17 protein-coding genes are annotated in these 25,405 nt (G+C 65.0%); 6 read left to right on the top strand and 11 right to left on the bottom strand.

The window, feature by feature from the left end:
- From DCO48_RS20015 to DCO48_RS20050, 8 genes are all read right to left on the bottom strand, one after another.
- On the bottom strand, nucleotides 1–7,772 hold a 7,772-nt coding region (locus tag DCO48_RS20015), incomplete at its 3' end, for a DUF4347 domain-containing protein (RefSeq protein ID WP_116552339.1).
- 99 nt (nucleotides 7,773–7,871) lie between these two features.
- A complete protein-coding gene (locus DCO48_RS20020; protein ID WP_116552340.1) occupies nucleotides 7,872–8,429 on the bottom strand; it encodes a phage tail protein in 558 nt (185 codons plus the stop codon).
- 41 nt (nucleotides 8,430–8,470) lie between these two features.
- Nucleotides 8,471–8,812: a hypothetical protein gene (locus tag DCO48_RS20025; RefSeq protein ID WP_116552341.1), complete on the bottom strand. Its 342-nt coding sequence runs from the start codon at nucleotides 8,810–8,812 to the stop codon at nucleotides 8,471–8,473.
- Nucleotides 8,809–9,315: a GNAT family N-acetyltransferase gene (locus tag DCO48_RS20030; RefSeq protein ID WP_116552342.1), complete on the bottom strand. Its 507-nt coding sequence runs from the start codon at nucleotides 9,313–9,315 to the stop codon at nucleotides 8,809–8,811. Before DCO48_RS20030 ends, DCO48_RS20025 begins: the two co-directional genes overlap by 4 nt.
- Nucleotides 9,316–9,428: 113 nt before the next feature.
- Entirely contained in the window at nucleotides 9,429–11,528 is a 2,100-nt protein-coding gene (locus DCO48_RS20035) for a site-2 protease family protein (RefSeq protein WP_177410628.1), read from the bottom strand.
- A complete protein-coding gene (locus tag DCO48_RS20040; RefSeq protein ID WP_116552344.1) occupies nucleotides 11,525–12,844 on the bottom strand; it encodes an efflux RND transporter periplasmic adaptor subunit in 1,320 nt (439 codons plus the stop codon). Before DCO48_RS20040 ends, DCO48_RS20035 begins: the two co-directional genes overlap by 4 nt.
- Nucleotides 12,841–13,602 carry an efflux RND transporter periplasmic adaptor subunit gene (locus tag DCO48_RS20045; protein ID WP_116552345.1) on the bottom strand — a complete coding sequence of 254 codons (762 nt, stop codon included), beginning with the start codon at nucleotides 13,600–13,602 and terminating at the stop codon, nucleotides 12,841–12,843. The genes DCO48_RS20040 and DCO48_RS20045 overlap by 4 nt, the downstream gene beginning before the upstream one ends.
- A gap of 76 nt (nucleotides 13,603–13,678) precedes the next feature.
- Entirely contained in the window at nucleotides 13,679–13,966 is a 288-nt protein-coding gene (locus tag DCO48_RS20050) for a hypothetical protein (RefSeq protein ID WP_116552368.1), read from the bottom strand.
- A gap of 694 nt (nucleotides 13,967–14,660) precedes the next feature.
- Here DCO48_RS20050 and glgA point away from each other — a divergent pair.
- The 6 genes from glgA to DCO48_RS20085 all read left to right on the top strand — a co-directional run bounded on the left by glgA (nucleotide 14,661) and on the right by DCO48_RS20085 (nucleotide 22,734).
- Nucleotides 14,661–16,223: a glycogen synthase GlgA gene (gene glgA, locus DCO48_RS20055; RefSeq protein ID WP_116552346.1), complete on the top strand. Its 1,563-nt coding sequence runs from the start codon at nucleotides 14,661–14,663 to the stop codon at nucleotides 16,221–16,223.
- 13 nt (nucleotides 16,224–16,236) lie between these two features.
- The gene (locus tag DCO48_RS20060) at nucleotides 16,237–16,545 is read left to right on the top strand and encodes a hypothetical protein (protein ID WP_116552347.1); all 309 of its coding nucleotides are present in this window, start codon (nucleotides 16,237–16,239) and stop codon (nucleotides 16,543–16,545) included.
- Nucleotides 16,538–18,610: a 4-alpha-glucanotransferase gene (gene malQ, locus DCO48_RS20065; protein WP_116552348.1), complete on the top strand. Its 2,073-nt coding sequence runs from the start codon at nucleotides 16,538–16,540 to the stop codon at nucleotides 18,608–18,610. Before DCO48_RS20060 ends, malQ begins: the two co-directional genes overlap by 8 nt.
- A 215-nt stretch (nucleotides 18,611–18,825) precedes the next feature.
- Nucleotides 18,826–19,086 carry a DUF2934 domain-containing protein gene (locus tag DCO48_RS20075; RefSeq protein ID WP_116552350.1) on the top strand — a complete coding sequence of 87 codons (261 nt, stop codon included), beginning with the start codon at nucleotides 18,826–18,828 and terminating at the stop codon, nucleotides 19,084–19,086.
- Between the two features lie 97 nt (nucleotides 19,087–19,183).
- A complete protein-coding gene (gene glgX / locus DCO48_RS20080) occupies nucleotides 19,184–21,370 on the top strand; it encodes a glycogen debranching protein GlgX (protein WP_116552351.1) in 2,187 nt (728 codons plus the stop codon).
- Between the two features lie 293 nt (nucleotides 21,371–21,663).
- Nucleotides 21,664–22,734 (top strand): autotransporter outer membrane beta-barrel domain-containing protein, encoded by a 1,071-nt coding sequence (locus DCO48_RS20085; RefSeq protein WP_116552352.1) that lies wholly within the window; start codon nucleotides 21,664–21,666, stop codon nucleotides 22,732–22,734.
- Between the two features lie 96 nt (nucleotides 22,735–22,830).
- Here DCO48_RS20085 and DCO48_RS20090 read toward each other — a convergent pair whose 3' ends face one another.
- The 3 genes from DCO48_RS20090 to speB all read right to left on the bottom strand — a co-directional run bounded on the left by DCO48_RS20090 (nucleotide 22,831) and on the right by speB (nucleotide 25,403).
- Nucleotides 22,831–23,979: a PQQ-dependent sugar dehydrogenase gene (locus DCO48_RS20090; RefSeq protein WP_116552353.1), complete on the bottom strand. Its 1,149-nt coding sequence runs from the start codon at nucleotides 23,977–23,979 to the stop codon at nucleotides 22,831–22,833.
- Nucleotides 23,980–24,009: 30 nt separating this feature from the next.
- A complete protein-coding gene (locus tag DCO48_RS20095) occupies nucleotides 24,010–24,333 on the bottom strand; it encodes a hypothetical protein (RefSeq protein ID WP_116552354.1) in 324 nt (107 codons plus the stop codon).
- A gap of 110 nt (nucleotides 24,334–24,443) precedes the next feature.
- Nucleotides 24,444–25,403, bottom strand: coding sequence for an agmatinase (speB, locus tag DCO48_RS20100; RefSeq protein WP_116552355.1), 960 nt, complete (start codon nucleotides 25,401–25,403; stop codon nucleotides 24,444–24,446).
- Nucleotides 25,404–25,405: the final 2 nt, after the last annotated feature.

The raw sequence follows: 25,405 nt of genomic DNA on the forward strand, positions 1-25,405 counted from the left end.
TTGGCACTGCCGGTGAAGTTCAGGCTGAAGTCGCTGGCATCGACGCCGCTTACCGCTTCGCTGAAGGTCACGGTGTAGCGCACGCTGCCGGCGTTGGTCGGGCTGGCGTCGATTGCCACCACCGGACCTGCGGTCGGCACTGCGGTGTCGACCAGCACCGCCGAGGTGTCGCCCTGGCCATTAACGGCCAGGGTCAGGTTGTTGCCTGCCGCATCGCGCACGCTGCCACCGTTGAGGTCGAGGCTGGCGTTGGCCTGGATACCATTGGCATCGTTGACGCCCGCTTCGACGCTGTACTGGAACAGCAACTGGCCGGTGCCCGAACCGGAGACATAGGTGGCGTAACGGGTCACGCCACCGATATCCAGTTGCAGGCGTGGCGTGCCGGTGCTGGTGTCGACGATCACCGACTCGCTGGTGTTGACGGTGAAGGTCAGCAGGTCGCCGGCCTTATAGCTGCCGGCGGCCGGTACGCTGACGCTGGTCACGCCCGGCGCCACCGCATCGACCTGCACGCCGCTGGTGCTGGCGACATTGTTGAGGCTGGTGACCACGTCGTTGCCAACGCTGTCGCGCACGGCCCCACCGTTGAGGTTCAGGGTGCTGCCCAGGCTGATGCCGTTGCTGTCCAGTTGGCCGCTGGTGACGGTCAGGCGGAACACCAGGGCGCCGGTGCCGGAGCCCGAGACGTAGTCGGCGAATACGGTGCCGCCAGTGTCCAGGGTGATTTCCAGGCGCGGCGTACCGACCACGGTGACCGCTTCGCTGAGGTTGACGGTGAAGTCGAGGTTCTGCCCGGCGGTGTAGATGCCGTTGGCCGGCACTGCAACGCTGGAGACCGTCGGTGCAACCCGGTCGATCTGGTAGCTGGCGCCGGTCTGCCCGCCGTTCAGCGCGTTACCCGCGGCGTCGGCAATGCCGGTGGCACTGCCGTTCAGGTCCAGGCGCAGGCTGCCGACGCCACTCAGGCCCGACACCACTACGCTGTAGGTGCGCCCGTCCAGCGAGGTGACACTGCTGATGCTGCCGTTGGCACTGCCGGTGAAGTTCAGGCTGAAGTCGCTGGCATCGACGCCGCTTACCGCTTCGCTGAAGGTCACGGTGTAGCGCACGCTGCCGGCGTTGGTCGGGCTGGCGTCGATTGCCACCACCGGACCTGCAGTCGGCACTACGGTGTCGACCAACACCGCCGAGGTGTCGCCCAGGCCATTGAGGGCCAGGGTCAGGTTGTTGCCTGCCGCATCGCGCACGCTGCCGCCGTTGAGGTCGAGGCTGGCGTTGGCCTGGATACCATTGGCATCGTTGACGCCCGCTTCGACGCTGTACTGGAACAGCAACTGGCCGGTGCCCGAACCGGAGACATAGGTGGCGTAACGGGTCACGCCACCGATATCCAGTTGCAGGCGTGGCGTGCCGGTGCTGGTGTCGACCGTCACCGACTCGCTGGTGCTGACGGTAAAGTTCAGCACGTCGCCCGCCTTGTAGTTACCGCCAGCCGGTACGGAAACGCTAGCCACCGTCGGTACCACCGCGTCGACGTTGACCCCGGCAGTGCTACCCACGCTGTTCAGCGTGGCCACCGCGTTGTTACCGGCCAGGTCGCTGATCGTGCCACCATTGAGCGCCAGCGTAGTGCCCACGCTGATGCCGTTGCTGTCGAGCTGACCGCTGCTCACCGTGAGGCGGAACACCAGCGCGCTGGTGCCGGAACCGGACAGGTACTGGGCAAACACGGTGCCGCCGGTATCGAGGGTGATGGCCAACTGCGGCGTGCCGTTGACCAGTACCGCTTCGTTAAGGTTGACCGTGAAGTCGAGGTTCTGCCCGGCCGTGTAGGTGCCGTTGGCCGGCACCTGCACGTTGGTGACGGTCGGCACGATGCCATCGACATTCAGGTTGCGCTGCACGGCGAGCGAATGCGCGTCGGCGAGGCCTGGCAGGGTCAGCACCGCAGCATCGGCGGTCGCGCTCTGAATGGTCGCGCCGTTGAGCGCCAGGGACGTGCTGGCGTTGTAGTTCAGGTCGGCATTGCGGTCGCCGGCCTGGACGGTGTAGGCAAAGGTCAGCGTGTTGCTGCCCGAACCCGACACGTAGCTGGCATTACGGTCGACCAAGCCGGTTTCCAGCAGCAGCGTCGGCACGCCACCCGTGGTATCGACGTTGACCACCTGGTCGAAGGTCACCGTGACCAGGATGCTGTCGCCGAGCTTGTAGTTGCCGTCCGCGCTGATGGCGTTGACCGAGGTTACCCGCGGATTGAGCGGTGCCACGTCGACGCTCAGCATCGACATGTGGCTCAGCGCCCCGCCTGCCCCACTGCTGCCCTGGTCGTTGGTGATGAGCTGTACGACAGCACCACCAAAGTAGCCGGCAGTCGGGGTGAAAACCATGCCATTCAAGGCGGCATTGATATTGGCCAACGAGCCTTCGAAGGTCATGGTCGAATCGCTGCTGCCAGTGCCGACATCGAACGAAAGGCCACTGGTGCCGGAGAGCGTCAGGCGGCCGTGGGTCGCAGTCAGGGTGACCTTCAGGGTATTGCCACCACTGTCGACATCGCTGACGCTGATCAGGTTGCCGTTGCCGGTATTGAAGGTCAGCGTGGCGTCCTGGCTGACCGTCTGGGTGCTCGGCAGCTGGTTGACCGGCGCGTCATTGACGGCGGCGATGGCCAGGGTCACGACCCGGGTGGTGACTTGCGCGCCACCGAAACCGGTGTTGCCACCGTCGTTGTAACTCACGTTCAGGTTGACGTTGCCGTTGGCATTCGCGGCGCCGATGTAGCGGACCTGGTTGGCGGCAATGAAGGCATTGATGTCGGCAACCGTGCCCACCAGCGACAAGCCGGACGACAGGCTGCCGACCGTGACACCGGCACCGCTGATGGCACTGAGCTGACCGTTGGCAACCGTCAGGTTCAGGGTGACCAGGCTACTGCCGGCATCGACATCGGCAATGCTGATGCCGGACACCACGCCCGAGAGATCTTCGGTGAAGGCAATGCTCGGCGGGATGCTGAGCGTGCCGGCGTCGTTGACTGCCTGCACGTTGATCGCTTTGGTGGCGACGGCACTGGTGCTGTTGCCATCGTTCACCGAGTAGGACACGGTGCGCGCGCCGGTATCAGGGTTTTCCGAGCTGTTACGGTAGCCGACCAGGTGCAACGCGTTCAGCCATTGCCCCAGCGTCGCGGTACCGCCAGCGGAGGTCAGGGTCAGCACCCCGGTGCTTGCGTCGTAGCTGCCGACGATATTACCGATGGTCGGTGGGCTGCTGCTCAAGCCGAGCACATCCTGGCCGGCCTGGAAGTTGCCGGTGATGCTGACCGTGGCGCTGACCAGGGTGCTGCTGTCGAGGTCGCTCAATCCCAGGTTCATGTCGATTGGCAACAACCCACCATTTTCGGTATAGGTTTCGCTGCCACCCGAGGTGCTGACGATAGGCGTGTCGTTGGTCGCGGTCACGGTCACCACCCGCGTACCCGCGGCACTGCTCAGGCTGCCATCGTTGATCTGGAAACTCACCGTGCGGTTGGCGGTGTTCGGGGTTTCGCTGCTGTTGCCGTAGGTGACCGAACGCAGTGCCGCCTGCCATTGCGCCAGGGTTGCGGTGCCACCCGCAGAGGTCATGCTCAGCACCCCGCTGCCGGCGTTGTAACTGGCAGTGATATTGCCGAACAGGGCCGCGCTGGTATTGCTGAAGGCCAGCAGGTCCTGACCTGTTTGCAGGTTGCCGATGATCGACACGCTGGCGCTGGCCAGGGTGCCGTTGTCGGAGTCGCTCAGGGTTATGCCGCTGTCGACCACCACGGGGGTCGAGGTAACGTTGTTGCCCTCGACAAAGCTCGCCGAACCGCCACTGGTGGTGAGCTCAGGCGCATCGTTGACCGCCGTGACGGTAATGGTGGCGGTGTCGTTGCCAACCGAGAACGCGGTGCTGCCGCCATTGCTTGACGTGTCGACCTTGATACCGTGCATGCCGAGGGTGCCGTTGGTCTGGTCCCAGGCCTTGTACGTCAGGCTGGCGGTAGTGCCGGTGCTGCCGTCCGGCACCAGACGCACCTTGTCGGTGCTGCGTAGCAGCAAGGCGTTGGCGCCATCGACCGTGCCGATGTTGGTCCAGGTAGTGCCATCGGTGCTGTACTGCCAGGTGCCGGTGCCGCTGACCAGACCGGTGATGGCGATGCCACCGAGGGCACCGCTGTCAACGTCGCTGACGCCACCCAGGAAGCTCCCGACGGTTTGTCCAGCGTTGTTCACCTGGCCATCGCTGATGCCGGTCAGGTTGGGGGCGACCGGGTTCAACACGGGCGCGTCGTTGACCGAGGTGATGCTGATCACCGCCTGCGCGGTGCCCGTCGAGAAGGCGGTGCTGCCACCGTTGCTGCTGGTGTCGGCTGTGCGCGGCACACCGTTGGCCGAGGCCGTGCCAGTGGTCTGGTCCCAGGCGCGGAAGGTCAGGTTGGCGTTGCCGCCGTTGATCCCATCCGGCACAAAACGCACTTGCGCGGTGCTCGACAGCAGCAGGCCGGCACTGTTGGAAATCGCGCCGATGTTGGTCCAGCTCACGCCGTCGGTGGAATACTGCCAGATGCCGTTGCCACTCATGGCCGTCACAGCGATGCCGCTCAATGCACCTGGGCCGTCGGGGTCGTTGTGGTAGATCACCCCGGCAAGAATGCTCGATACCAACCAGCCACTGGAAGCGTTGTCCTCGTTGGTGCTCGGCAAAACCGCCGGCAACCCGGAGGACAGGATTGGCGCATCGTTGACGGCCACCACCGATACGGTGGCGGCAATTGCCAGCACGCTGGTGTCCACCCCCCCATTGGCGGTGCCGCCGGTGTCGCTGATACTGGTCAGGGTCACCACGCGGTTGACGATGGTCGGCGCGTTGCTCAGGTTGGTATAGGACGCGCCATCGATCAGTGTCTGCACCTGGCCGACGCTGACACCGCCGACCTTGCTCAGGGTGACGGTAGCGGTGGAGCCACTCAAGGTGACCAGATAGCTGAAGCCGTTGATGCTGGTGGTGCCGGCAACGTTGTTGACCAGGTCGATGTTGGTGCCGTCGAGGCTCAGCTGTTCTTTGCCGATATCGGTGACATTGCTGACGGTGAAGGTCAACTGGTTGATGTTCTGTCCACTTTCGACGGTAGACACCACCACCGAGCTGAACAGGTCCCTCGGCGAGCCCTCGACCGCGTTGGTCGGGCCACCCGTGGCGCTGACGGTCGGTGCGTCGTTGACCGCAGTGACGTTGACAGTCACCGTGGCGCTGGTATTGCTGGGGCTGTCGCCGTCGTTGATGCTGATCTGCACCGTCCGCGCAGCAGTGCCGATATCGGCGTTGTTGCTGTTGCTGTAGGTCAGGTTACGCACCAGGGCCTGCACCGCCGCCGCGTTGGCTGCGCTGTTGAGCGTCACCACCATGTTGCTGACGCCGCTGCCGCCCGCCACGGTGCCTATAACGATACCGCCATAGGTCACGTTGAAACCGGACACGCCGATCTGGCCCGCGCCGGTGCCTTCGTTGCGAATCCCCAGCAGGTCTTCACCGCTCTGGCGGTTGCCGGTGATCGCCACGGTGACGTTGCCACCGTTGAAGTCCGTCGAGTCGAGGTCGGTGAGCGTGGCGTTGCTGCTCACATCGAGCAGGACCGAACCACTCCCCTCGACAAAGGTGCTGCTGTCGCCATTGACGTTGCTCAGCACTGGCGGGTCGTTGAGCTTGGTGGTGAAATTCAGCGTGGTGTTGTCTTTCACGCCTTTGAAGATTGCGCCGTCGCCGTCGACGAAGGTCTTGGCGTCAAGGCGGATCGCATAGCCGGTGCCCAGCGCCAGGGTGATCGACGGGTCGATGGTCCAGGTGGTGCCGGAGCCGGTGATCTGGCTGCTGCCGATGGCAATCGTTTCGACCACGGCGTTGTCCGAGGTCCGCACGATATAGATGTTGCCGGTACTGCCCTTGCTGACGGTCTCGTTGAAGGTCAGCACAATGTTGGCGTTCCTGTCGACGTTGATGCCATCGTCGCCAGGCGTCGAGATCACGATCACCGGCGGGCTGTCGTTCTGGATATACAGCTTGCCGGAGGTGGAGTTCACCCCGCCATAGATGTCAATGTCGCCATCGCCGTCGAAGTCGGCGGCGCGGTAGCTGGTGCCGGTATGGTCGACCAGGGTCAGCCCGCTCAGCGGCGACTGCGACAGCGCTTGTAGGGTAAAGGTGCCGTCACCGTTGCTGCGCGCATAGTTCCAGACGGTACCGTTGGCGCCGGTCTGGTAAAGGATGTCGGCATCGCCGTCGCTATCGAAGTCGCCCACCACCATGCGCGAGCCGGCCAGTGGCGCCGGGAAAGAGGCGGTGGACTGCGCACTGAAGGAGCTGCCATCTTGGCGGAAGTAGCTACCGGTGCTGGCGTTGACCCCGACCAGCACATCCACGTCACCGTCACCGTCGAAGTCGGCCACGAAATAGTTGGAGCCGTTGCTGTCCGGCAGCGTCAGCCCGGCAAACGGCGATTGTGCCTGGCTCAGCAGGGTAAAGGTGCCGTCACCATTACTGCGGGCGAACGCCCAGGCCGAACCGTTGCTGCCGGTCTGGTAGAGGATGTCGGCGTCGCCATCGTTATCGAAGTCGCCGAACACCATCCGCGAACCAGCCGCCGGTGTCGGGAAGGTTGAGGTGGATTGAAGGCTGAAGCTGCCGCCGTCATTACGGAAATAGTTGCCAGAGCTGCCGTTTACCCCGGCGACCACATCCACATCGCCATCGCCGTCAATGTCGGCAACATAGTAGTTGGCGCCAGTATTGTCCGGCAGCGTCAGCCCGGCAAACGGCGATTGTGCCTGGCTCAGCAGGGTAAAGGTGCCGTCGCCATTACTGCGGGCGAACGCCCAGGCCGAACCGTTGCTGCCGGTCTGGTAGAGGATATCGGCGTCGCCGTCGTTATCGAAGTCGCCGACCACCACCCGCGAGCCGGCGCTAATGATGCTGGCGCCGAACGGCGGGCTGCCGGTGCTCCACGACGTCAGCAGCAGGCCCTGGTAATCGTTGAGCGCCAACGCGGCAGTGTCGATCTGGCCGCTGCTACGCTCCAAGGCCCAGTTGCCACCCTGCGCGGCAACGCCGGTATCGTCGATCGAGGCACCGATATCGGCACCGGTCAGGGTTGCCAGCTGGCTGATGAAAGCCTCGCCGGCGGCGTCCTTGCCAACCTTGCAACCATACAGCATCAGGTCGCCATCAGGCTTGAGCGACTCACCGATCGATTGCAGCGCTGCGCTGTGATCGGCGAGGTTGCTGCTGCTCAGCCAGACATTGCCCAACTGCACGGTGCCCGAGGCGCCGTGCGACAACACGTGAATCGCATCGAGGTCGTTGCGCCCCTTGAGGTAGTCGGCCATCTGCTGCAGGCCGTCCTTGCTCGGGTCGAGCACGACCACTTCGCTGCCCGCCGGCAAGCCCTTGAGGGCGTCCTGCGGGTTATTGATCTGGCCATCGACAAACACCACTTCGTGGCGCTGACTGGCGCCGCTGCCGGTGGCATCGCCGGTGGCAACCGCAGCCTTGTCGGCATGCGAGGTGTCCTTGGCGGTATCTTTTGCGGTGTCCTTGGCAGCTTCGGCGGTCGCCTCTTGAGCAACCACGGCGACCGAGGCATCGAACATGATGCGCGGTTCCAGGGCGAACAACAGCGGTGCCTGACCGGCAGCGCCCGAGGTGGTGGGCACAGGCCGGCCCTGACGTTTGAATCGGTCGATGAACTTCATGTTGCACCTCGTGTTGTACGGGATGTTGCCCTGTAATTGCTGATGGATTCGCGGCGGCAAACGGCAGCGCCGGTCAGGCACCGCCGCGCCGGTTGTTCATTAATTGCGCATAGGGAACATGCCCTGAGTCGCGATGATCATGCTCACGCCCAGGTACGGACTCAGGTTGCTGATCGGCTGGCCGCTACCGCTAATGCTGCAGGTGCCACCGTGCAGCGTGGTCAGGTCTGTCGAGGCCGGGATATTGCCATAGATGTTCGCCGGGGCAAGGCTCGAGTCAGTGCTTTTTGCCAGAACCTGAGCAGGACCAGGGATGTCGGTGTCGGCCGTCTTGAGGGACGCGGCCAAGGTCACCACATGGTTGTGAGGCGGCATTTGGCTAAACGTCAGGGAGTTGGTTTCAGTACCTTCGGCCTCGCCCAGGGTTACAACGCGCAAGCCTGATCCACTTTGAACAGTAGTGCCCACTGGCGAACGGCCCTGCAGGTCAGGCAAGGCGAAGGTTGTCTGGCCGTTGCCACCGAAGGTGGTACCCAGGATGGCATACAGCGCGGTGTTCTGCGAAACCGAAAACAGTTGCCCGGCACAAAATGCGTAGCCACGTGGCGCGAAGTTGCCGCCGAACATCTTGATCTCACCGAGGAATGGTTCACTCATCTAGGATTACTCTGTGGTTGGTTGTTTTAGGAATCGGTTACTCAGACGCCACTCGCCGTCAGCGCTGGTTGCTCGCGATGGATCACCACTTGCAATACATGACGGCCATCCGGTTCGGGCTGCACCGGGGTCATCAAGAGATCCCAGTGTTTCTGGTCCGGGCCGAGCAGACGGTAAACCCCCTGTTGCGGCGTGACGCCTGCTGGAACGGCGAAAAACGCCAGGAAGCATTCGAAACGGGCACTGAGCGCCACCCCGCGGTCCAATTGCACGCGCTCCACCGGCGTCGGCGCATCCGGGCCGTTCCAAATGGCAAAAGCGTGCGGGTCGGCGGCCTCCAGCTCGGCGTAGCTGGGTATCAGGAATTCGCTGTTGTCGCTCATGAGGCCTCCACGACCTGATCAACTGACGCAACGGCCGCGCGCCGCAGGCGGCGGTAAACCCCGGACTCGCCGACCGGCTCGAAGCCAAACCGGGCGTACAGCCGTTGCGCAGGGTTGTAATGTTCGACGCTCAGTTCACAGGCCAGCCCGCACGCATCCACGCGTTGCAGCAGTTCGGCGAGAATCGCGCTGCCGGTGCCGTGGCCAATACAGGCCGGCAACAGGGCAATGTCGATAAGATTGAGGGTGGTTTGCCCCCAGAACAGGTAGAGCCGGCCAATGGCCTGGCCCTGGCGCTCGATGACGAAGAACTCGCCGTCCGGGAAATGGGTTTGGTAATACTGATGCTGGGCGTTGAACTGCTGCAGCAGAAACGCCGCGATCTGCTCGCTAGACCAGCCGCTATGGCTCATCTCCTCGGCACGGGTGCTGGCGTACAACTGCTGCAAAAACGGCAGGTCACCTTGCGCGATCGGGCGAAAAATCAGACCGGAGAGGTTCATCGTGTGTAGCATCCCTGCTTGTAACGCTGCGTTGACTCGTTCGCCCAAACACCCACGTTCAGCGTGAGATCATTGTGATGGCATCATATTCTAGTTGTTAGACAATCACATCATTAAAATCCGCTTTCTCTTACACCGAGTGCGGCCATTCGTCGCCATGCAGATCCCAACAGCGACTCGCCCTTGCCCGTGAGCACCACAAGCCCGCGAATCGGGTGCGAGACGCGGGTCGAGGCGGCGTTATCCAGGGCAAAACGCACGCCATATTGCGCCTGTAGAGGCTGCGCCCGACGGTTCTCGTCGCGGCGTATCGCAATCGGTCCGTGGTGTTCGGAAACCAACGCCTCCTGATCGATGGCCGCGACCCCGGTGGTGTCGATATCGCTGAGGCTCACGCCGAGCGAATCGCGCAGCGGATCGTCGGCGACGAAGTGCCCACGGGCACCGGGCTCGACCCGCCAGAGGTCGGCTTCGGCCAGGTAGCCGCGCAGGCGCGCGCCCTCCTCCATCACCGACGCCAGTGGCAACTGCGCGGCGATCCAGCGCCCCGGCGCCAGGCCCACGGCCAGGTCGCGCACCACGCCGGCATGCGGCGCACGCAGGTTCAGGCGCTCACGCTGGGCGGCCAAACCACGGTATTCGGCCACGGCCTCGGCCAAGCGCTGTTCGAGAATGCCGCTGTCGGCGGCAGTTTCGCTGCGCCCAGCCTGGCGGCGCAGTTGCAACTGGGCAATCTCAATTTCGCGGCGAACGATCTGCAAGCGCGAATCCAGGTCGGGTGATTCGAGCACCAGCAGCAGTTCGCCCTCGGCCACACGCTGACCGTCGCGTACACGCATTTCGCGGATCCGCGCGGCGGTCGGTGCATGCAGCGCACTGAGCTTCGACGCCTCAAGCATCGCCGGCACTTCAACGTCGCTGCGCCATGGCACCAGCAGCAGTGCCAGCAAGGCCAGCAGGCCAAGGCCGAGCCAGAGCACCTTGTGCGGTTGCGCGCGTTCGCGTTGCTGCCACCAGTGCTGTGCTTCCTTATAGATCGGCAAGGCGATGAACCAGGTCAGCTCGACCAGCATCAGGAAGATCCCGAGCGCCTTGAAGAACAGGTGATAGACCGCCAGGGCGATGCCGAAAAACAGCACTGCGCGCCAGATCCAGGCGGCATAGCCCCAGCTCAGCAGGCGCCGGCGCATGGCCGCCGACCAGGGTTCCGGCGCCGGTTCGCCGTAACCGAACAGAGCCTCGCGCAAACGCCAGCGGCACAGGGCGAAGGCGCGCCCTTGCAGGTTGTCGACCGCCCACAGGTCGCTCAACAGGAAATAGCCGTCAAAGCGCATCAGCGGGTTGAGGTTGATCGCCAGGGTGGTGATCCACGTGGCACTGGCGAGCATGAAGGCCGCCGTGCGCCCTGCCCCGTCCGGCAATAGCGACCAGGCCAGCAAGGCAATACAGGCCAGCAGCAGCTCGGCGAGTACACCGCCCGCACCGATCAGTAGGCGGGTGCGCCGGTCCTGCACGCGCCAGGCATCGCTGACGTCGGTGTAGAGCATCGGCAGCAGCACCATGAACGCCAGGCCCATGCTTGGCACCCGACAACCGGCGCGCTTGGCCATATAGGCGTGGCCGAATTCGTGGCACAGCTTGGCAAACCCCAGGGCGATGGCAAACGCCGCCGCGCCGCCGAGGCTCAGCAAATGCGGAAAGGTTGCGAGAAAACGCTGCCAGTCGCGCAGTACCAGAAACAGCCCCAGGCCCAGCACAGCCGGCAGGCCGAAGCGCAACAGGTTCGGACCGAAACGCGCCAGCCACGGCCAGGTACGGTTGAGGAAGGCATCCGGGCGCCACAGCGGAACGCGGAAAAACAGGTACTTGTGCAACAACTGGGTCCACAGCCCCTGACGCTGGCTCGCCGCTTTGTCGGCGTACCCGGCACGCTGCTCGGCGTCGCTGGCGGCGACCAGATCGTGTCCGCGCAAAAAGCGCAACAATTCGTCGATGGCGGCTTCGGGCAGCAGCACACCCGGCTCGCGGTTGGCTGCTGCCAGCACCCGTGCCGGGTCGCCCAGCGCCCAATGCCGCAGCAAGCGCATGGCCGGTGCACCGAGCTTGAAATAGCGCCCGCGCAGCGGGTCGGCCAGGGTCCATTGCGGGGCGCCATCCAGCCCTGCCGCACTCGGCGACAGTTGCAGATCCGGGCGCAGCGCCGGCAGCATCACAGGCCCACCGTCTGCCGCAGCGCCGCCAGTGGCCGGCGCAGCACGTACAGGGCCAGCGGTGCACGCTGGCCGAACAGCTTGGCGGTGCCGCGCAGGCCGATCCGTGGCGGTGCGTCGGTAAAGCGTGCATCCAGCCGGTAGGCCAACTGCCCGGCCGGGGTGTTCTGCGCCTCATAGGCGGCGCGCTCAAGCTCGGCGCCATGGCGGTGCAGTGGATCGCTGTCGAGGAACAGCGCCACTTCGGCACCGGGCTCCAGGCTGATGGCGTCGGCCACCGGCAGTTCGATACGCAGTTCGGCCTGGGCCGGGTCGGCGATTTCCAGCAGGCGCTCGCCGGTTTGTACTGGCTTGCCGGTCAGCCGTTGTGCGTCGGCGAACACCGCGATGCCGGCACGTTCGGCGCGCACTTCGGCGCGGGCCAGCAGGTCGCGGGCATAGTCGCGCTCGGCGCGCTTCTGTTCGACGCGGGCGGCCAGCAGGTCGAGCCGGGCGCTGGATTCGCTGTCGGAAAAGGCTCGCTGGGTATTGGCCTTGAGTTCGGCCTCGGCGACCCCGAGGGTACGCTCGGCGACATCGGCCTGGGCCTTGAGGCTGGTCGCATCGAAGCGCACCAGCACCTGCCCGGCCTGCACCGGCTGGTTGGGTTTGACCAGGAACTCGGCGACCACCCCGTCCAGCGGTGCCGCCACCACCTGACCATTGCGCGGCACCACTTCAGCCGGCGCCAGCACCGACTGGCGCACCGGCACCAACAGCACCAGCAGCGCCGCAGCGGCCAGCGCCCAGCGGGTCCTGGCCGGCCAGCGCAGGCGCCATGGCTTGCCCGGTTGCAGCGCCAGCCAGGCATGGCTGTAGCAGTCGCCGAGGTGACTGAGCAGGCTTTGCTCGGCCTCCACCCAAGGATTGTCGCGGGCCAGCCAGAGCCCGCCAAACACCAGCCCCTGGCGATCCTTCAGGGGTAGCCAGAATGCGGCGGCGGCCGACAGCGACTGCCAGTCATCGCGGCTGGTCTGGTCGAACGCTTCCGGGTTGAGCGGGCCGGCGCTATCGAGGCGGCCAGCTTTGGCCAACTGGCCGGCGGCGTGCTCGATGAAGGCCACGAAAGGGGCATTGGGTTCAACCACGCTGATACCGGTGAGCGCCTGCACCTTGCCGGCGATCAACAGCGCCGCGTGGCGGAAGGCGAACAGCGGCTGCGGGTCGTTGACGATACTGTAGCCGAGCGCCTCTACCGAGGTGGCGACGCGGGCTTGCTGCTCCAGGCGCAGGTAATGCGCGAGCAGTTGTTCCATGGCATTGGGTACGGGGGCGTTCATGGCTGCTCGGCGAAGTGCGCGGTGCCGCTCATGCCGGCCAGCAGGCCGGCGCTGTTGGCCGGCACGGTGCCGATCAGCAGCAGGGTCTGGCTGCCTTCGTCGATGCGTGCGCCGAGGCGCTTGACCACGGCGTCGAGCGGTGTGCCGGTTTCGTCCGGAACGAAGCTGAATTTCTGTTCCGGCTTGAGTTTGCCAAGCCAGCGCGACGGCACCAGCAGGTGCACTTCCAGCGAGCGGTTATCGACGATCTCCAGCAGCGGCGCACCGCTGGCGACGCTTTCGTGGGCCTGGACCTTGCGCGACACCACCTGGCCGTCGAACGGCGCCTTGACCTGGCAACGCTGGACCTGCACCTGATAGACCTGCGCTTCGGCAGCGGACTGCGCCTGGCGTGCTTCGGCCAGGGTCACTTCGAAGCGACCCACCGAGTTCAGGGCGGCCAGTTGCTGCTTGTTCTTCAGTTCTTCACGGGCGGCGCGCACGGCGGCGCTGGCGGCGTTCTGCTGGGCCTGGTAGGCGCTGCAATCGAAACGTACGAGGACGTCGCCCTTGTTGAACGACTGGCCTTCGGCAAACGGTATGTCCGTGACCCGGCCGGACAGCTCGCTGGCCAACACGGCCTGGGAGCGGGCACGCAGCACTCCGCGCACCTCACTGGCGGTCGAGGTGGCGCCGTCGAGCAGCGGATCGCTCTCTGTTGCGGCCTGACACAGGCTGCTGGCCATCAGCAACGCCACCCACCACGCTCCCTGCTTCATCTCGCTGCATCCTTACGTTTAATTGGTTGTATGAGGTCTGTATCGGTTGCCGCAGGGTAAACCTGAACACCATTGGTCAGTGGCGTGGGTAGCTTTTCTTGCCTGCCGGGGTCAGGCAGTAGACCCCGCCGCGCGGGCCGGTGCAAAACGCCCCGGTGCCGCAGGCGCAGCTATCGGCACGCCCCTGCCCGCCGAGGGGCGCAGGCCGGGCGCTATTGCCGAAGCGGCTGGCGCTGCAACGCTGCTTCGAGGCGCTGATTGAGCCGTCGTTGCACAGGAACAGGTCACCGTCGCAGCCGGCGATCCCGCCTTTGCGCCCTGAGCAGGGCTGGTTGGCGGCCATGGCATTGGCGCCGGCCAGCATCAGCACCAGCCCGGCGCCAAGCAGGCGCAGGGTACTAGGCGGGGGGGCGAGGTGAGTCACGACTGAGACTCCAAAAAAAGTGGCCGGATGCTATCAATGTTTTCAATAGCGCGGAAGTGGGCCGCTGGTCGGTTTTGCAGATTATTTTCGGTGGCGGTGTCGAAATAACGGTAGCCGGGACGATCAGAGGGTTTAACCCGAGCAGACGTAGCGAACATGGACAGCTACCGCAAGCCGCAGGTGGTGGTTGTTTTTCATACCTATTCAAGTTTTGCCCGAGGGCTGGACATGTTGCTCGGGATCTGAGCAGGCATTCAGATGCGCCCCGCGCGCTCCCCAAACCCGCCAAATAAGCAAAAATGACCAGCGGGTCACATTTTTATAGCCACCTCTCCTACACTCAGCTTCGACCGTAAATACCGAGCCGGAACACTCGACCAGAAATAGTCGAAACTTTCCGACGCCACGGCAGGTCAGCAACAGAAGCAGGCCAACGAATCTGGACACACCCAGGCGCGGCCCACCCACCCGACCCAGCAGCCCGTTCATCGGCCAGGATTGCCGATTGGCGCAGCGCTTGCACGCACCCCCGGGGAAAGGGATCGCAAGAAGGCAGGACAACTCACAGAGAGATTCACACACAGACATAACAACGGGTGACCCCACACACCCGCTACAAGGGACGGAGAGAAGTATGATCAGTGCCGCTGTCGAACCTCATGTAGAACAGTTCAGAACCGAAACCAGCACCGCACTCAGCCAGGCGGACCTCGCCACGACAGCCAAGGCACCGGCCAGCGAAGCGCGACACAACCCGCACAAGCGCAAAGTGCTGTTCGTCACCTCGGAGATCGCCGACCTGGTCAAAACCGGCGGCCTCGGCGACGTCTCCGCGGCACTGCCCCGGGCCATGCGCCACCTGCACGACGTCCGCGTGCTGATCCCCGGCTACCCGCAGGTGCTGGAAAGCGACAACCCGATCCACCTGGTCGGCGAACTTGGCGGGCACGCCGCCCTGCCCCCGTGCAAGATCGGCCGCATGGACCTGGCCGACGGCCTGGTTATCTACGTACTCATCTGCCCCGAACTGTACCAGCGCGAAGGCACCCCCTACGGCGCCAACAATGGTCGCGACTGGCCCGACAACCATATCCGCTTCGCCCGCCTGGGCCTGGCCGCCGCGGAAATCGCCGCCGGCGAAGGCATGGTCCACTGGAAACCCGACCTGGTCCACGCCCACGACTGGCCCGCCGGCCTGGCCCCCGCCTATATGCACTGGCGCGGCCTGCGCACGCCAACCCTGTTCACCATCCATAACCTCGCCTACCAAGGCGTGGTCAGCCGCGCCTGCTGCCCGGAGCTGGCCATCCCCGACCACGCCCAGCACCAGGAAGGCATGGAGTTCTACGGCAAGCTGTCGTTCCTCAAGGCCGGCCTGGCCTATTCCAGTCACATCACCACGGTCAGCGCCACCTACGCGCGGGAAATCACCACCCCGGACTTCGGCTGCGGCCTCGACGGCTTCCTCGGCAGCAAGGCCCAGCAAGGCCTGCTCAGCGGCATTCCGAATGGCATCGACGAAAGCTGGGACTCGGCCACCGACAGCCACCTGAGCCACAACTTCAGCATCAACGACTGGGACGGCAAGGCCGCCAACTGCCGCCAGGTGCGCGAACTGTTCGGCCTGCAGCCGTCCAGCGGCCCGCTGTTCGCCGTGGTCTCGCGGCTGGTCTACCAGAAAGGCCTCGACCTGACCCTGGGCGTGGCCGAATACATCGTCGAGCAAGGCGGCCAGATCGCCATCATCGGCCGCGGCGAACCGGAAGAGGAGCAGGCCATGCGCGAGCTGGCACTGCGCTTCCCCGGGCAGATCGGCGTACGCATCGGCTTCAACGAAACCGACGCCCGGCGCATGTTCGCCGGCAGCGACTTCCTGCTGATGCCCTCGCGCTATGAGCCCTGCGGGCTGAGCCAAATGTATGCGCAACGCTTCGGCTCGTTGCCGGTGGCACGCAACACCGGGGGGCTGGCCGACACCATCGAGAACGGCGTCACCGGTTTCCTGTTCAACGAGTCGAGCGTCGACAGCTACCGCGAAGCCCTGCACCGGGCGTTCTATGTGTACCGCAAGAAACACCTGCTCAATGCCATGCGCTGCCTGGCGATGACCCAGCCGTTCAACTGGTGCCAGGCCGTCGAGCCTTATGCCCGCCTTTACGAGGAGCTGGTGGAACGCGCCATGCTGAACGTCGGCTGAGGAGAGGCCCGGTATGCCCTTACGGTCAAAGGATGCCTCGACCCACGGGGCCGCGATGCTCGACCCCGCAACAACCCGCTTCGCCCTCTGGGCGCCGGATGCGCGCAGCGACGACGGCTGGGCGCCGAGGACGCCATCGACGCCCCGGACTTCCTCCAGGAACTGTGCGCCGGGCCGGCACCTGTGGCTCACCCTGGCAAACGAGCGCAACCAGGCGCACCGGCTTGAAGCAGGCTTCGACACGCCGATCGGCGACAACCACTTACCGCCGTTCAGCACCCTGGTCAGCCTTATCACCCTCACGGAGCCTGTACATGCCTGACGATCGCCTGATTCAACTGGCCCACCGCGCCGGCCTGTCGGTCGACTGGATCGACGCCAACGGCCGCCCCCAGCGGGTCGCCGACGACGCCCTGCGCCAGGTGCTGGCCGGGCTCGGCCTGCCGGCTGCGGATGGCCCGGCCATCGCGCGCAGCCTCGCCAGCCTGGAGCGGGCCCATGATGCCCGCCACCTGCCACCATTGCTCACCGTCGATCACGGCCAGCCGCTGGACCTGTCGCTGTATTTCGGTGCAGGCAGCCGCTGCGATGCACAGCTTGAGGGCGAAAGCAGCCTGACCCTGCACCTGGATGACCACGCCCAGTTGCCCGGCGAACTGCCGATCGGCTATCACACCCTGGCGATCGAGGGGCAGCGTTTCACCCTCGCCGTGGCACCGCTGCGCTGCTTCAGTCTGGGCGATGCGCTGGAACAGGACGCGCCACGCCGCTGGGGCCTGGCCGCCCAGCTGTACAGCCTGCGCCGGCCCGGCGATGGCGGTTTCGGCGACAGCCTGGCGCTGGAGACCCTGGCCCGCAGTGCCGCCGAGCGCGGTGCCGATGCCCTGGCGATCAGCCCGCTGCATGCGATGTTCGCCAATAACCAGCACACCTTCAGCCCCTATTCGCCGTCGAGCCGGCTGTTCCTCAACAGCCTGTATGCCAGCCCACAGGCGGTGTTTGGCGAACGCAGCGTGCGCCTGGCCATTGAAGCGCTGGGCCTGGAAGCCACCCTCGCCGAGCTGGAAGCGCTGCCGCTGGTCGACTGGCCGCGGGCCGTCGCTGCCCGGCATGCCTTGCTGCGCACGCTGTACCAGGACTTCATCAACGGCGAACACCCGCAGCGCGAGGACTTCGAAAGCTTCCGCAGCGCCGGCGGCCAGCCGCTGGAAGACCATTGCCGCTTCGAGGCGCTGCTCGATGCCGCTGCCGCCAACGGCCACAACCAGGACTGGCGCAGCTGGCCCAGCGGCTGGCACGACCCGCGCAGCGCCGAAATCGCCGCCTTCGCCGAGCAGCACCGCGAACAGATCGACTACTACCTGTTTTGCCAGTGGCTGATCGCCCGCAGCCTGGCGCGGGCCCAGGAGGCGGCGCGCGGCAATGGCATGCAGATCGGCCTGATCGCCGACCTTGCCGTCGGTGCCGACGGCGCCGGCAGCCAGGCCTGGAGCCGCCAGGCCGAACTGCTCGCCGACCTGCATGTCGGCGCGCCACCGGACACCCTCAACCGTTGCGGGCAAAGCTGGGGCATCTGCGCCTTTTCCCCTGAAGGCCTGCGGCGCAATGGCTACCGCGCCTTCATCGAAATGCTGCGGGCGAATTTTGCCTACGCCGGCGGCCTGCGCATCGACCATGTGATGGGTCTGCAACGGCTGTGGCTGATCCCCGCCGGGGCGCCGCCAAGCGCCGGCGCCTACCTCAACTACCCGCTCGACGACCTGCTGCGCCTGCTGGCGCTGGAGTCGCTGCGCCACCGCGCGATTGTCCTCGGCGAAGACCTCGGCACGGTGCCGGCCGGCCTGCGCGAGAAGCTGGCGGCGCGCGCAATCCTCGGCATTCGCGTGCTGCTGTTCGAGCAGGACCCACCCGGCCAGTTCAAGCCGATCCTCGACTGGCCGGACAACGCCCTGGCCACCACCAGCACCCACGACCTGCCGCCGCTGGCCGGCTGGCTGCTGGCCCGCGACATCGACTGGAACCACCGCCTGCAACTGATCGACGCCAACACCGAGCAGCACTGGCGCGACAGCCGCGAGCAGGAAATCCAAGGCCTGCGCCACTTGCTGCGCAGCAACTATGGCGGCAGCCAGACCTGTGCAGCGTCGCTGCTCGACGCCAGCGTGCGGCTGCTCGGGCACACCCGGGCGCCACTGGTGCTGTTGCCGCTGGAAGACCTGCTCGGGGTCGACGAACAACCGAACCTGCCCGGCACCCTGGATAGCCACCCGAACTGGCGGCGGCGCTTTAGCCTGCCGGTCGACCAGTTACTCGACGACGCCGACGCCGCGCGGCGTCTGGAACTGCTGGCACAGGCCCGCGAACAAGCCTTCGAGCGTGACCAATGAACCCGCTCGGGCAACAACGCCTACCCTTTGATCCCGGCACAGAACTGGGACGACACCTACGTAGAGCTGCCGTTCGCCGTATCCACTGCCAACTGGATTGGACTTTTCGAGCAAGGCGCAGTCACAGCCTCAAAGGGGCTGCGGCTGAGCGCTGCGCTCAAGGATGTTCCGGTCAATCTGTTCATTGATTCCGTTGCGTTATCAGGAGCCTAACCATGACTGTCGACGACAAGCGTATCCGTGAGTTCGCCTATCAAATCTGGGAGTCGGAAGGTAAACCCGACGGCCAGGAAAACCGCCACTGGGACATGGCGCGCAAGCTCGCCGAAGCCGAATCCCTGGCGCCCAAGGCCAAGCCGCGCAAGCCCAGCGCGGCCAATGGCAGCAGCGCCGCGGCCAGCACCAAGCCCACGTCGGTGAGCAAGGCTGCGCCCGAGAAGAAGCCGCGCGCCCCCAGGAAGCCGGCCGCCACCTGAGCCCAGCCGGTCTCGGCGCTGTTCATACCCGACCACGCGGTAGTCCAGGGCTACCGCCACGGTTGGCGGATTCCCTATCGCCCGAACAAGGACTGACATGAGCGAGAGCCAGAAAAAGCCCGAACCTGCCGCCGCCGAACCCTCGCGTATTCGCGAAGGCCTGCCCTTCCCGCTGGGCGCCACCTGGGACGGCCTGGGGGTGAATTTCGCGTTGTTCTCGGCCAACGCCACCAAGGTTGAACTGTGCCTGTTCGACTCCACCGGCGAGCAGGAACTGGAACGCATCGAGCTGCCGGAATACACCGACGAGATCTACCACGGCTACCTGCCCGACGCGCATCCGGGGCTGGTCTATGGCTACCGGGTGTACGGGCCTTACGAACCGCAGAACGGCCATCGCTTCAACCCCAACAAACTGCTGATCGACCCTTACGCCAAGCAGCTGGTGGGCGAGTTGCGCTGGTCGGAAGCGTTGTTCGGCTACACCATTGGCCACGCCGATGCCGACCTCAGCTTCGACGAGCGCGACAGTGCGGCGTTCGTGCCCAAGTGCAAGGTAATCGACCCGGCCTATACCTGGGGCCGCGACCAGCGCGTCGGCGTGCCGTGGGAACGCACGGTGCTCTACGAGGCCCACGTGCGCGGCATCAGCATGCGCCACCCGGGCGTGCCGGAGGCGGTCCGCGGGACCTTTGCCGGATTGATGAACGACGAACTGCTCGGGCATATCAAGCAACTGGGCGTGTCGGCGATCGAGCTGCTGCCGATCCATGCCTTCGTCAACGACCAGCACCTGCTGGAAAAGAACCTGAACAACTACTGGGGCTACAACAGCATCGCCTTCTTCGCCCCGCACCCGCGTTACCTGGCCAACGGCAAGATCGCCGAGTTCAAGGAGATGGTCGCGCACCTGCACGACGCCGGCCTGGAAGTGATTCTGGACGTGGTCTACAACCATACCGCCGAAGGCAACGAGCAAGGCCCGACGCTGTCGATGCGCGGCATCGACAACGCTTCGTACTACCGCCTGATGCCCGAGGACAAGCGCTTCTACATCAACGATTCCGGCACCGGCAACAGCCTCGACCTGAGCCACCCCTGCGTACTGCAACTGGTCACCGACTCGCTGCGCTACTGGGCCGGGGAAATGCGCGTGGACGGCTTCCGCTTCGACCTGGCGACCATCCTCGGCCGCTACCACGACGGTTTCAACGAGCGCCACAGTTTCCTCGTTGCCTGCCGCCAGGACCCGCTACTGAGTGCGGTCAAGCTGATCGCCGAACCGTGGGACTGCGGCCCCGGCGGCTACCAGGTGGGCAACTTTGCCCCTGGCTGGGCCGAGTGGAACGACCGCTTCCGCGACACCGTGCGGGCCTTCTGGAAAGGCGACGGGGGCCAGTTGGCCGACTTCGCCAAACGCCTGACGGCCTCCGGCGACCTGTTCAACCGCCGTGGCCGGCGGCCGTATGCCTCGGTCAACTTCATCACCGCGCATGACGGCTTCACCCTGCGCGACCTGGTCTCATACAACCACAAGCACAACGAGGACAACGACGAGAACAACCAAGATGGCAGCAACCACAACATCTCCTGGAACCACGGCGTCGAAGGGCCGACCGACAACCCCGAGATCAAGGCACTGCGCCTGCGGCAGATGCGCAATTTCTTCGCCACCCTGTTGCTTTCGCAGGGCACGCCGATGATCGTCGCCGGCGACGAGTTCAGCCGCACCCAGCACGGCAACAACAATGCCTACTGCCAGGACAGCGAGATCGGCTGGGTCAACTGGGACCTGGACGAGGAAGGCGCGGCACTGCTCAAGTTCGTCAAGCGCCTGACCAAACTGCGCCATACCTACCCGGTGCTGCACCGCAGCCGCTTCCTGGTCGGCGACTACAACGCGGCGATCGGGGTCAAGGATGTCACCTGGCTGGCCCCGGACGGCAACGAGATGTCGCTGGAGCAATGGCAGGACAGCCAGGGTCGCTGCCTGGGCATGCTGCTCGATGGCCGTGCGCAGGTCAGCGGGATCATCCGCCCCGGCGCCGATGCGACCTTGCTGCTGATCGTCAACGCACAGCACGACAAGATCCCCTTCAGCCTGCCCGAAGTCCCGCAAGGCGAGCACTGGAACTGCCTGCTGGACACCGACCGGCCGAACCTGCGCAAGGCCCAGCGGCATGATTTCGGCAGCGCATTTGCCGTCAGCGGGCGCTCGCTGCTGCTGTTCGAGCTGCAACGCGACGAGGACGCTCAACAGCTTCTTAGCAATGATTCGGCATAGCCAACCCGCTTGAAAGAGTCTTCCCGGCTATAGAAGCCAATGTTCCTATATTTTTCAGCGAGTTAATGACCCCAACAAAACACTGACGAATTAATCACACAATCTTGACGCACCCGGTGTCCTCTCCTTAGCTGAACAGTAGACCGCATGTTTAAACATCAACCCGAGCCTCTAGCTCGCGCCTTGCGGCGCGGGTACGGGATTGGTTTGCTGGTTTGAGTCGCCCTCTGGTTTTGCCGTACAGCCTGTGACATCACGCCAGACTTTTGGCTGTACTACAGAGGAGATCCGTCATGAGAAAAGCATCGAATCCTTCGGGTTTTGCGTATGTTTTCTATGCGGTTTCCACGTCGCTGCTATTAGCAACCCCGGTGGAAACCCATGCAGTGGGCCTGGAGGATGACGACCCGTTTATCAACCTGGCGCAGAGCCTGCCAACGCTCGCGCTAAACCCGGTGAATGTGTCTGGATTGAGCCTGAGCTTGCTCGACGGCTTCTCCAGCCGTTTGGCCGAACGTCAGGCACAGGTGCCGGCCGAGCTGATTGCCAGCCAGTGGGCGCAGTTTTTCCCCAGCCCTGCGCGCACCCCGGCGCCAGCCTCGGCGCAACTGGATACGTCGAACCGGAACCTGCAGATCAGTCCTGATCTGTTCATCCGCGAAACTGCCGGCGGCAATACTCACCGTGCCGGGTTCTTCGTCGGCCGCAGCAACCTGCAAACCGGCGTCAACGCCACCCGGCCGGCACTGGGCGACAGCAAGCAGCAGGCCGTGCAGTTGGAAGGTGAAAGCCTGGGCGTGTACTGGAGCGTGCAGCACGAAAAGGGTTGGCACGTGGATGCGGTGGCCATGGGCACCCGCTTCGATGCCAACGGCCGCAGCGCTTCGGGTGAGCGGCTGGACGGCAACGGCCACGCGCTGACCTTCTCGGTCGAGGGTGGCTTCCCCATCGGCCTGGGCAAGAACTGGGTGATCGAACCACAGGCGCAGGTGATCAATCAGCAGTATTACCCGGGTAACGAGGCGCAGGCGGAAACGCTGCAGGCGTATGACCGCCAGCCAACCTGGTCGGGCCGGGTGGGCGCGAAGCTGTCCGGTCGCTATGAAGTGCGCGGGATGCCAATTGAACCGTATGTGCGGACCAACGTCTGGTATGACTTCTCCAACGCCGACACGGTGAGTTTGGACAAGGTCGACAAGATCAGCAGCGGGCGCAATTCGGCGACGGTGGAGTTGGGTTTGGGCTTGGTGGCGCGGGTAACGCCGACGGTCAGTCTGTTTGTGAGTGCGGATTACAGCAGCGATGTCGATGACAACGACCTGAATGGGTTGATTGGCAACCTGGGGGTGCGGATGCGCTGGTAACAGCAAGCGCAGGACCAGCCCGCTCCCACAGATTCTGCGTAGTTTTTCTGTAGGAGCTGGCTTGCCTGCTCCTACAGTGATCCGTGCATTTACTGACTATTGCGCCAGCCCCACCTTCAACAACTCACCATCATCCTCATCCGTCAGCACATACAGGAAGCCATCCGGCCCCACCCGCACATCGCGCACCCGGGCGTTCAACTGCCCGAGCAGGCGCTCCTCGCCCACCACCTTGTCGCCGTCCAGTTGCAGGCGAATCACGGCCTGCGCCGCCAGCGCACCGATGAACAGGCTGTGCTCCCAGGCCTTGAAGCGCGGGTTGTCATAAAACGCCATGCCACTGATCGCCGGCGACTGCGCCCATACATGCAGCGGGTCCAGCGCGCCCTTGACGTGCTTGCCCTGCGCCTCCGGGATCGGCATCAGCGAATAGTTGATGCCGTGCGTGGCCAGCGGCCAGCCATAGTTCTTGCCCGGCTTGGGGATGTTGATCTCATCACCGCCGCGCGGCCCGTGCTCGTGCGTCCACAACTGGCCCGTCCACGGGTTGAGCGCCGCGCCCTGCGGGTTGCGATGGCCATACGACCAGATCTCCGGGCGCACAGTGCGTTGCCCGACAAACGGGTTGTCATTCGGCACCTTGCCATCGGGCAGCAGCCGCACCACCTTGCCCTGCAGCTTGTCCAGGTCCTGCGCGGTCGGTCGCTGGTTGTTCTCGCCCAGCGTGACAAACAGGTAACCGTCGCGATCAAACACCAGCCGCGAGCCAAAATGGTTGCCCACCGACAGCTTCGGCTGCTGACGGAAGATCACGTTGAAATCCTCCAGCCGCGCCAGGTCGGCTGACAACCGCCCGCGGCCGACCGCCGTACCGGCCTTGTCGCCTTGCTGATCGCCCTCGGCAAACGACAAGTAAATCATGCGGTCCTGCCTGAACTGCGGCGACAACGCCACGTCAAGCAGGCCGCCCTGACCTTTGGACCACACCACCGGCACCCCGGACAACGGCGCGCCCACTTTACCGTCGGTGCCGACGATGCGCAGGTTGCCCTGGCGCTCGCTGACCAGCAGGCCTTGCCCGTCCGGCAAAAATGCCAAGGCCCAGGGGTGCTTCAAGCCTTCGGCCAGGGTACTGACGGTCAGCGTGCCCAGCTCGCTGGGAACACTGCGTTGCGGCGCAGCGCCAGCGGTGAGCGGTAGCCATGCAGCGGCGCAGAGGACGGCGAGCCAGGGTCGTGAGGTCATCGGGGGGTCCTTTCAGTCAAGCGCAGGCGCTTACGGCACCCGCCGCGAATCGCGAGCGGGTCGGGTGGGTTCGAACCGCGGCGTGGTCTGTTCGCGGCGCAGGGTGTCGCCATTGCCAATACCACGGTTCTCCAGGGTCGGCAGGCGTGGCTTGGGCACCGTATTCGGCCCCGGCAGTGGCGGCGTAGCCGCTACGCTGCCCTGCCGCGAATTGGGATTGGCCCGACGAATCGGGCTGTTGTAGGGGTTGCTGGCATCGGCCGCCAACAGCCATGACGGCGCCGCCGCGGCCTGCACCGACAGGCCGAGCAGCAGGCTCAAGGCCGAGAAGAACAACAAACTGATGGCTTTCATCGAAATCACCTCCGCCAGCGTCCTACACCCAAGCGTTGGATAGCCTACGGCGCGCACGGTTCATTGCGATACCGGCACCGCGCCCGGAGGTGATTCATTTTGTTACCGCATCAGCAGTCGACCTTATGCCGCGCGGCGTACAGACAGAGCATCTCCATCGCCAGCGTGGCCCCGGCCAGCGAGGTGATATCGGCATGATCATAGGCTGGCGCCACCTCGACCAGGTCCATGCCGACCAGGTTGATCCCGCGCAGACCGCCGAGGATCTCCAGCGCCTGCAGCGTGCTCAGGCCGCCACACACCGGGGTGCCGGTGCCCGGCGCATAGGCCGGATCGAGACAGTCGATGTCAAAGGTCAGGTACACCGGGTGCTCGCCGACCCGCGCGCGGATCGCCTCGACAATCGCTTGCACGCCGCTGCGATGCACCTGGCGCGCATCGAGAATGGCGAAGCCCTGGCTGTCGTCGTTGGTGGTGCGCAGGCCGATCTGCACCGAGCGCGCCGGATCCACCAGCCCTTCGCGAGCGGCGTGCCAGAACATGGTGCCGTGGTCGATACGCTGGCCGTCCTCGTCCGGCCAGGTATCGCTGTGCGCGTCGAAGTGGATCAGCGACAGCGGGCCATGTTTGCGGGCATGGGCCTTGAGCAGCGGGTAGCTGATGAAGTGATCGCCACCCAGGGTGAGCATCGCGCAACCGGCATCGAGAATGTGCTGCGCGTGCGCCTCGATGCTTGCCGGCACCGACTGCGGCAGGCCGGAATCGAAGGCGCAATCGCCGTAGTCGATCACCGCCAGGTGTTCGAACGGATCGAACGCCCACGGCCAGTGCCGGGCCCAGGCCTGCTGCACCGAGGCGGCGCGGATCGAACGCGGGCCGAAGCGCGCACCTGGGCGGTTGCTGGTGGCGGTGTCGAACGGTACACCGCTGACCACCACGTCGACGCCGCGCAAGTCGCGGCTGTAACGCCGCCGGGAGAAGCTGGTAATGCCGGCGTAGGTGCTTTCGGCCGCAGTGCCGTAGAGGCTGTCGCGGGTCAGCGCCTGGTCGTTGTTGAAAGCGTGGTCCATGG

Origin of the sequence: Pseudomonas sp. SDI (assembly GCF_003105155.1) — a bacterium.
Taxonomy (GTDB): domain Bacteria; phylum Pseudomonadota; class Gammaproteobacteria; order Pseudomonadales; family Pseudomonadaceae; genus Aquipseudomonas.

What these genes read in the sequence shown, in the direction of transcription:
- DCO48_RS20020 (WP_116552340.1), bottom strand. Translation starts at nt 8,429, where the DNA reads ATGAGTGAACCATTCCTCGGTGAGATCAAGATGTTCGGCGGCAACTTC.
- DCO48_RS20025 (WP_116552341.1), bottom strand. Translation starts at nt 8,812, where the DNA reads ATGAGCGACAACAGCGAATTCCTGATACCCAGCTACGCCGAGCTGGAG.
- DCO48_RS20030 (WP_116552342.1), bottom strand. Translation starts at nt 9,315, where the DNA reads ATGAACCTCTCCGGTCTGATTTTTCGCCCGATCGCGCAAGGTGACCTG.
- DCO48_RS20040 (WP_116552344.1), bottom strand. Translation starts at nt 12,844, where the DNA reads ATGAACGCCCCCGTACCCAATGCCATGGAACAACTGCTCGCGCATTAC.
- DCO48_RS20045 (WP_116552345.1), bottom strand. Translation starts at nt 13,602, where the DNA reads ATGAAGCAGGGAGCGTGGTGGGTGGCGTTGCTGATGGCCAGCAGCCTG.
- DCO48_RS20050 (WP_116552368.1), bottom strand. Translation starts at nt 13,966, where the DNA reads ATGCTGGCCGGCGCCAATGCCATGGCCGCCAACCAGCCCTGCTCAGGG.
- glgA (WP_116552346.1), top strand. Translation starts at nt 14,661, where the DNA reads ATGATCAGTGCCGCTGTCGAACCTCATGTAGAACAGTTCAGAACCGAA.
- DCO48_RS20060 (WP_116552347.1), top strand. Translation starts at nt 16,237, where the DNA reads ATGCCCTTACGGTCAAAGGATGCCTCGACCCACGGGGCCGCGATGCTC.
- malQ (WP_116552348.1), top strand. Translation starts at nt 16,538, where the DNA reads ATGCCTGACGATCGCCTGATTCAACTGGCCCACCGCGCCGGCCTGTCG.
- DCO48_RS20075 (WP_116552350.1), top strand. Translation starts at nt 18,826, where the DNA reads ATGACTGTCGACGACAAGCGTATCCGTGAGTTCGCCTATCAAATCTGG.
- glgX (WP_116552351.1), top strand. Translation starts at nt 19,184, where the DNA reads ATGAGCGAGAGCCAGAAAAAGCCCGAACCTGCCGCCGCCGAACCCTCG.
- DCO48_RS20085 (WP_116552352.1), top strand. Translation starts at nt 21,664, where the DNA reads ATGAGAAAAGCATCGAATCCTTCGGGTTTTGCGTATGTTTTCTATGCG.
- DCO48_RS20090 (WP_116552353.1), bottom strand. Translation starts at nt 23,979, where the DNA reads ATGACCTCACGACCCTGGCTCGCCGTCCTCTGCGCCGCTGCATGGCTA.
- DCO48_RS20095 (WP_116552354.1), bottom strand. Translation starts at nt 24,333, where the DNA reads ATGAAAGCCATCAGTTTGTTGTTCTTCTCGGCCTTGAGCCTGCTGCTC.
- speB (WP_116552355.1), bottom strand. Translation starts at nt 25,403, where the DNA reads ATGGACCACGCTTTCAACAACGACCAGGCGCTGACCCGCGACAGCCTC.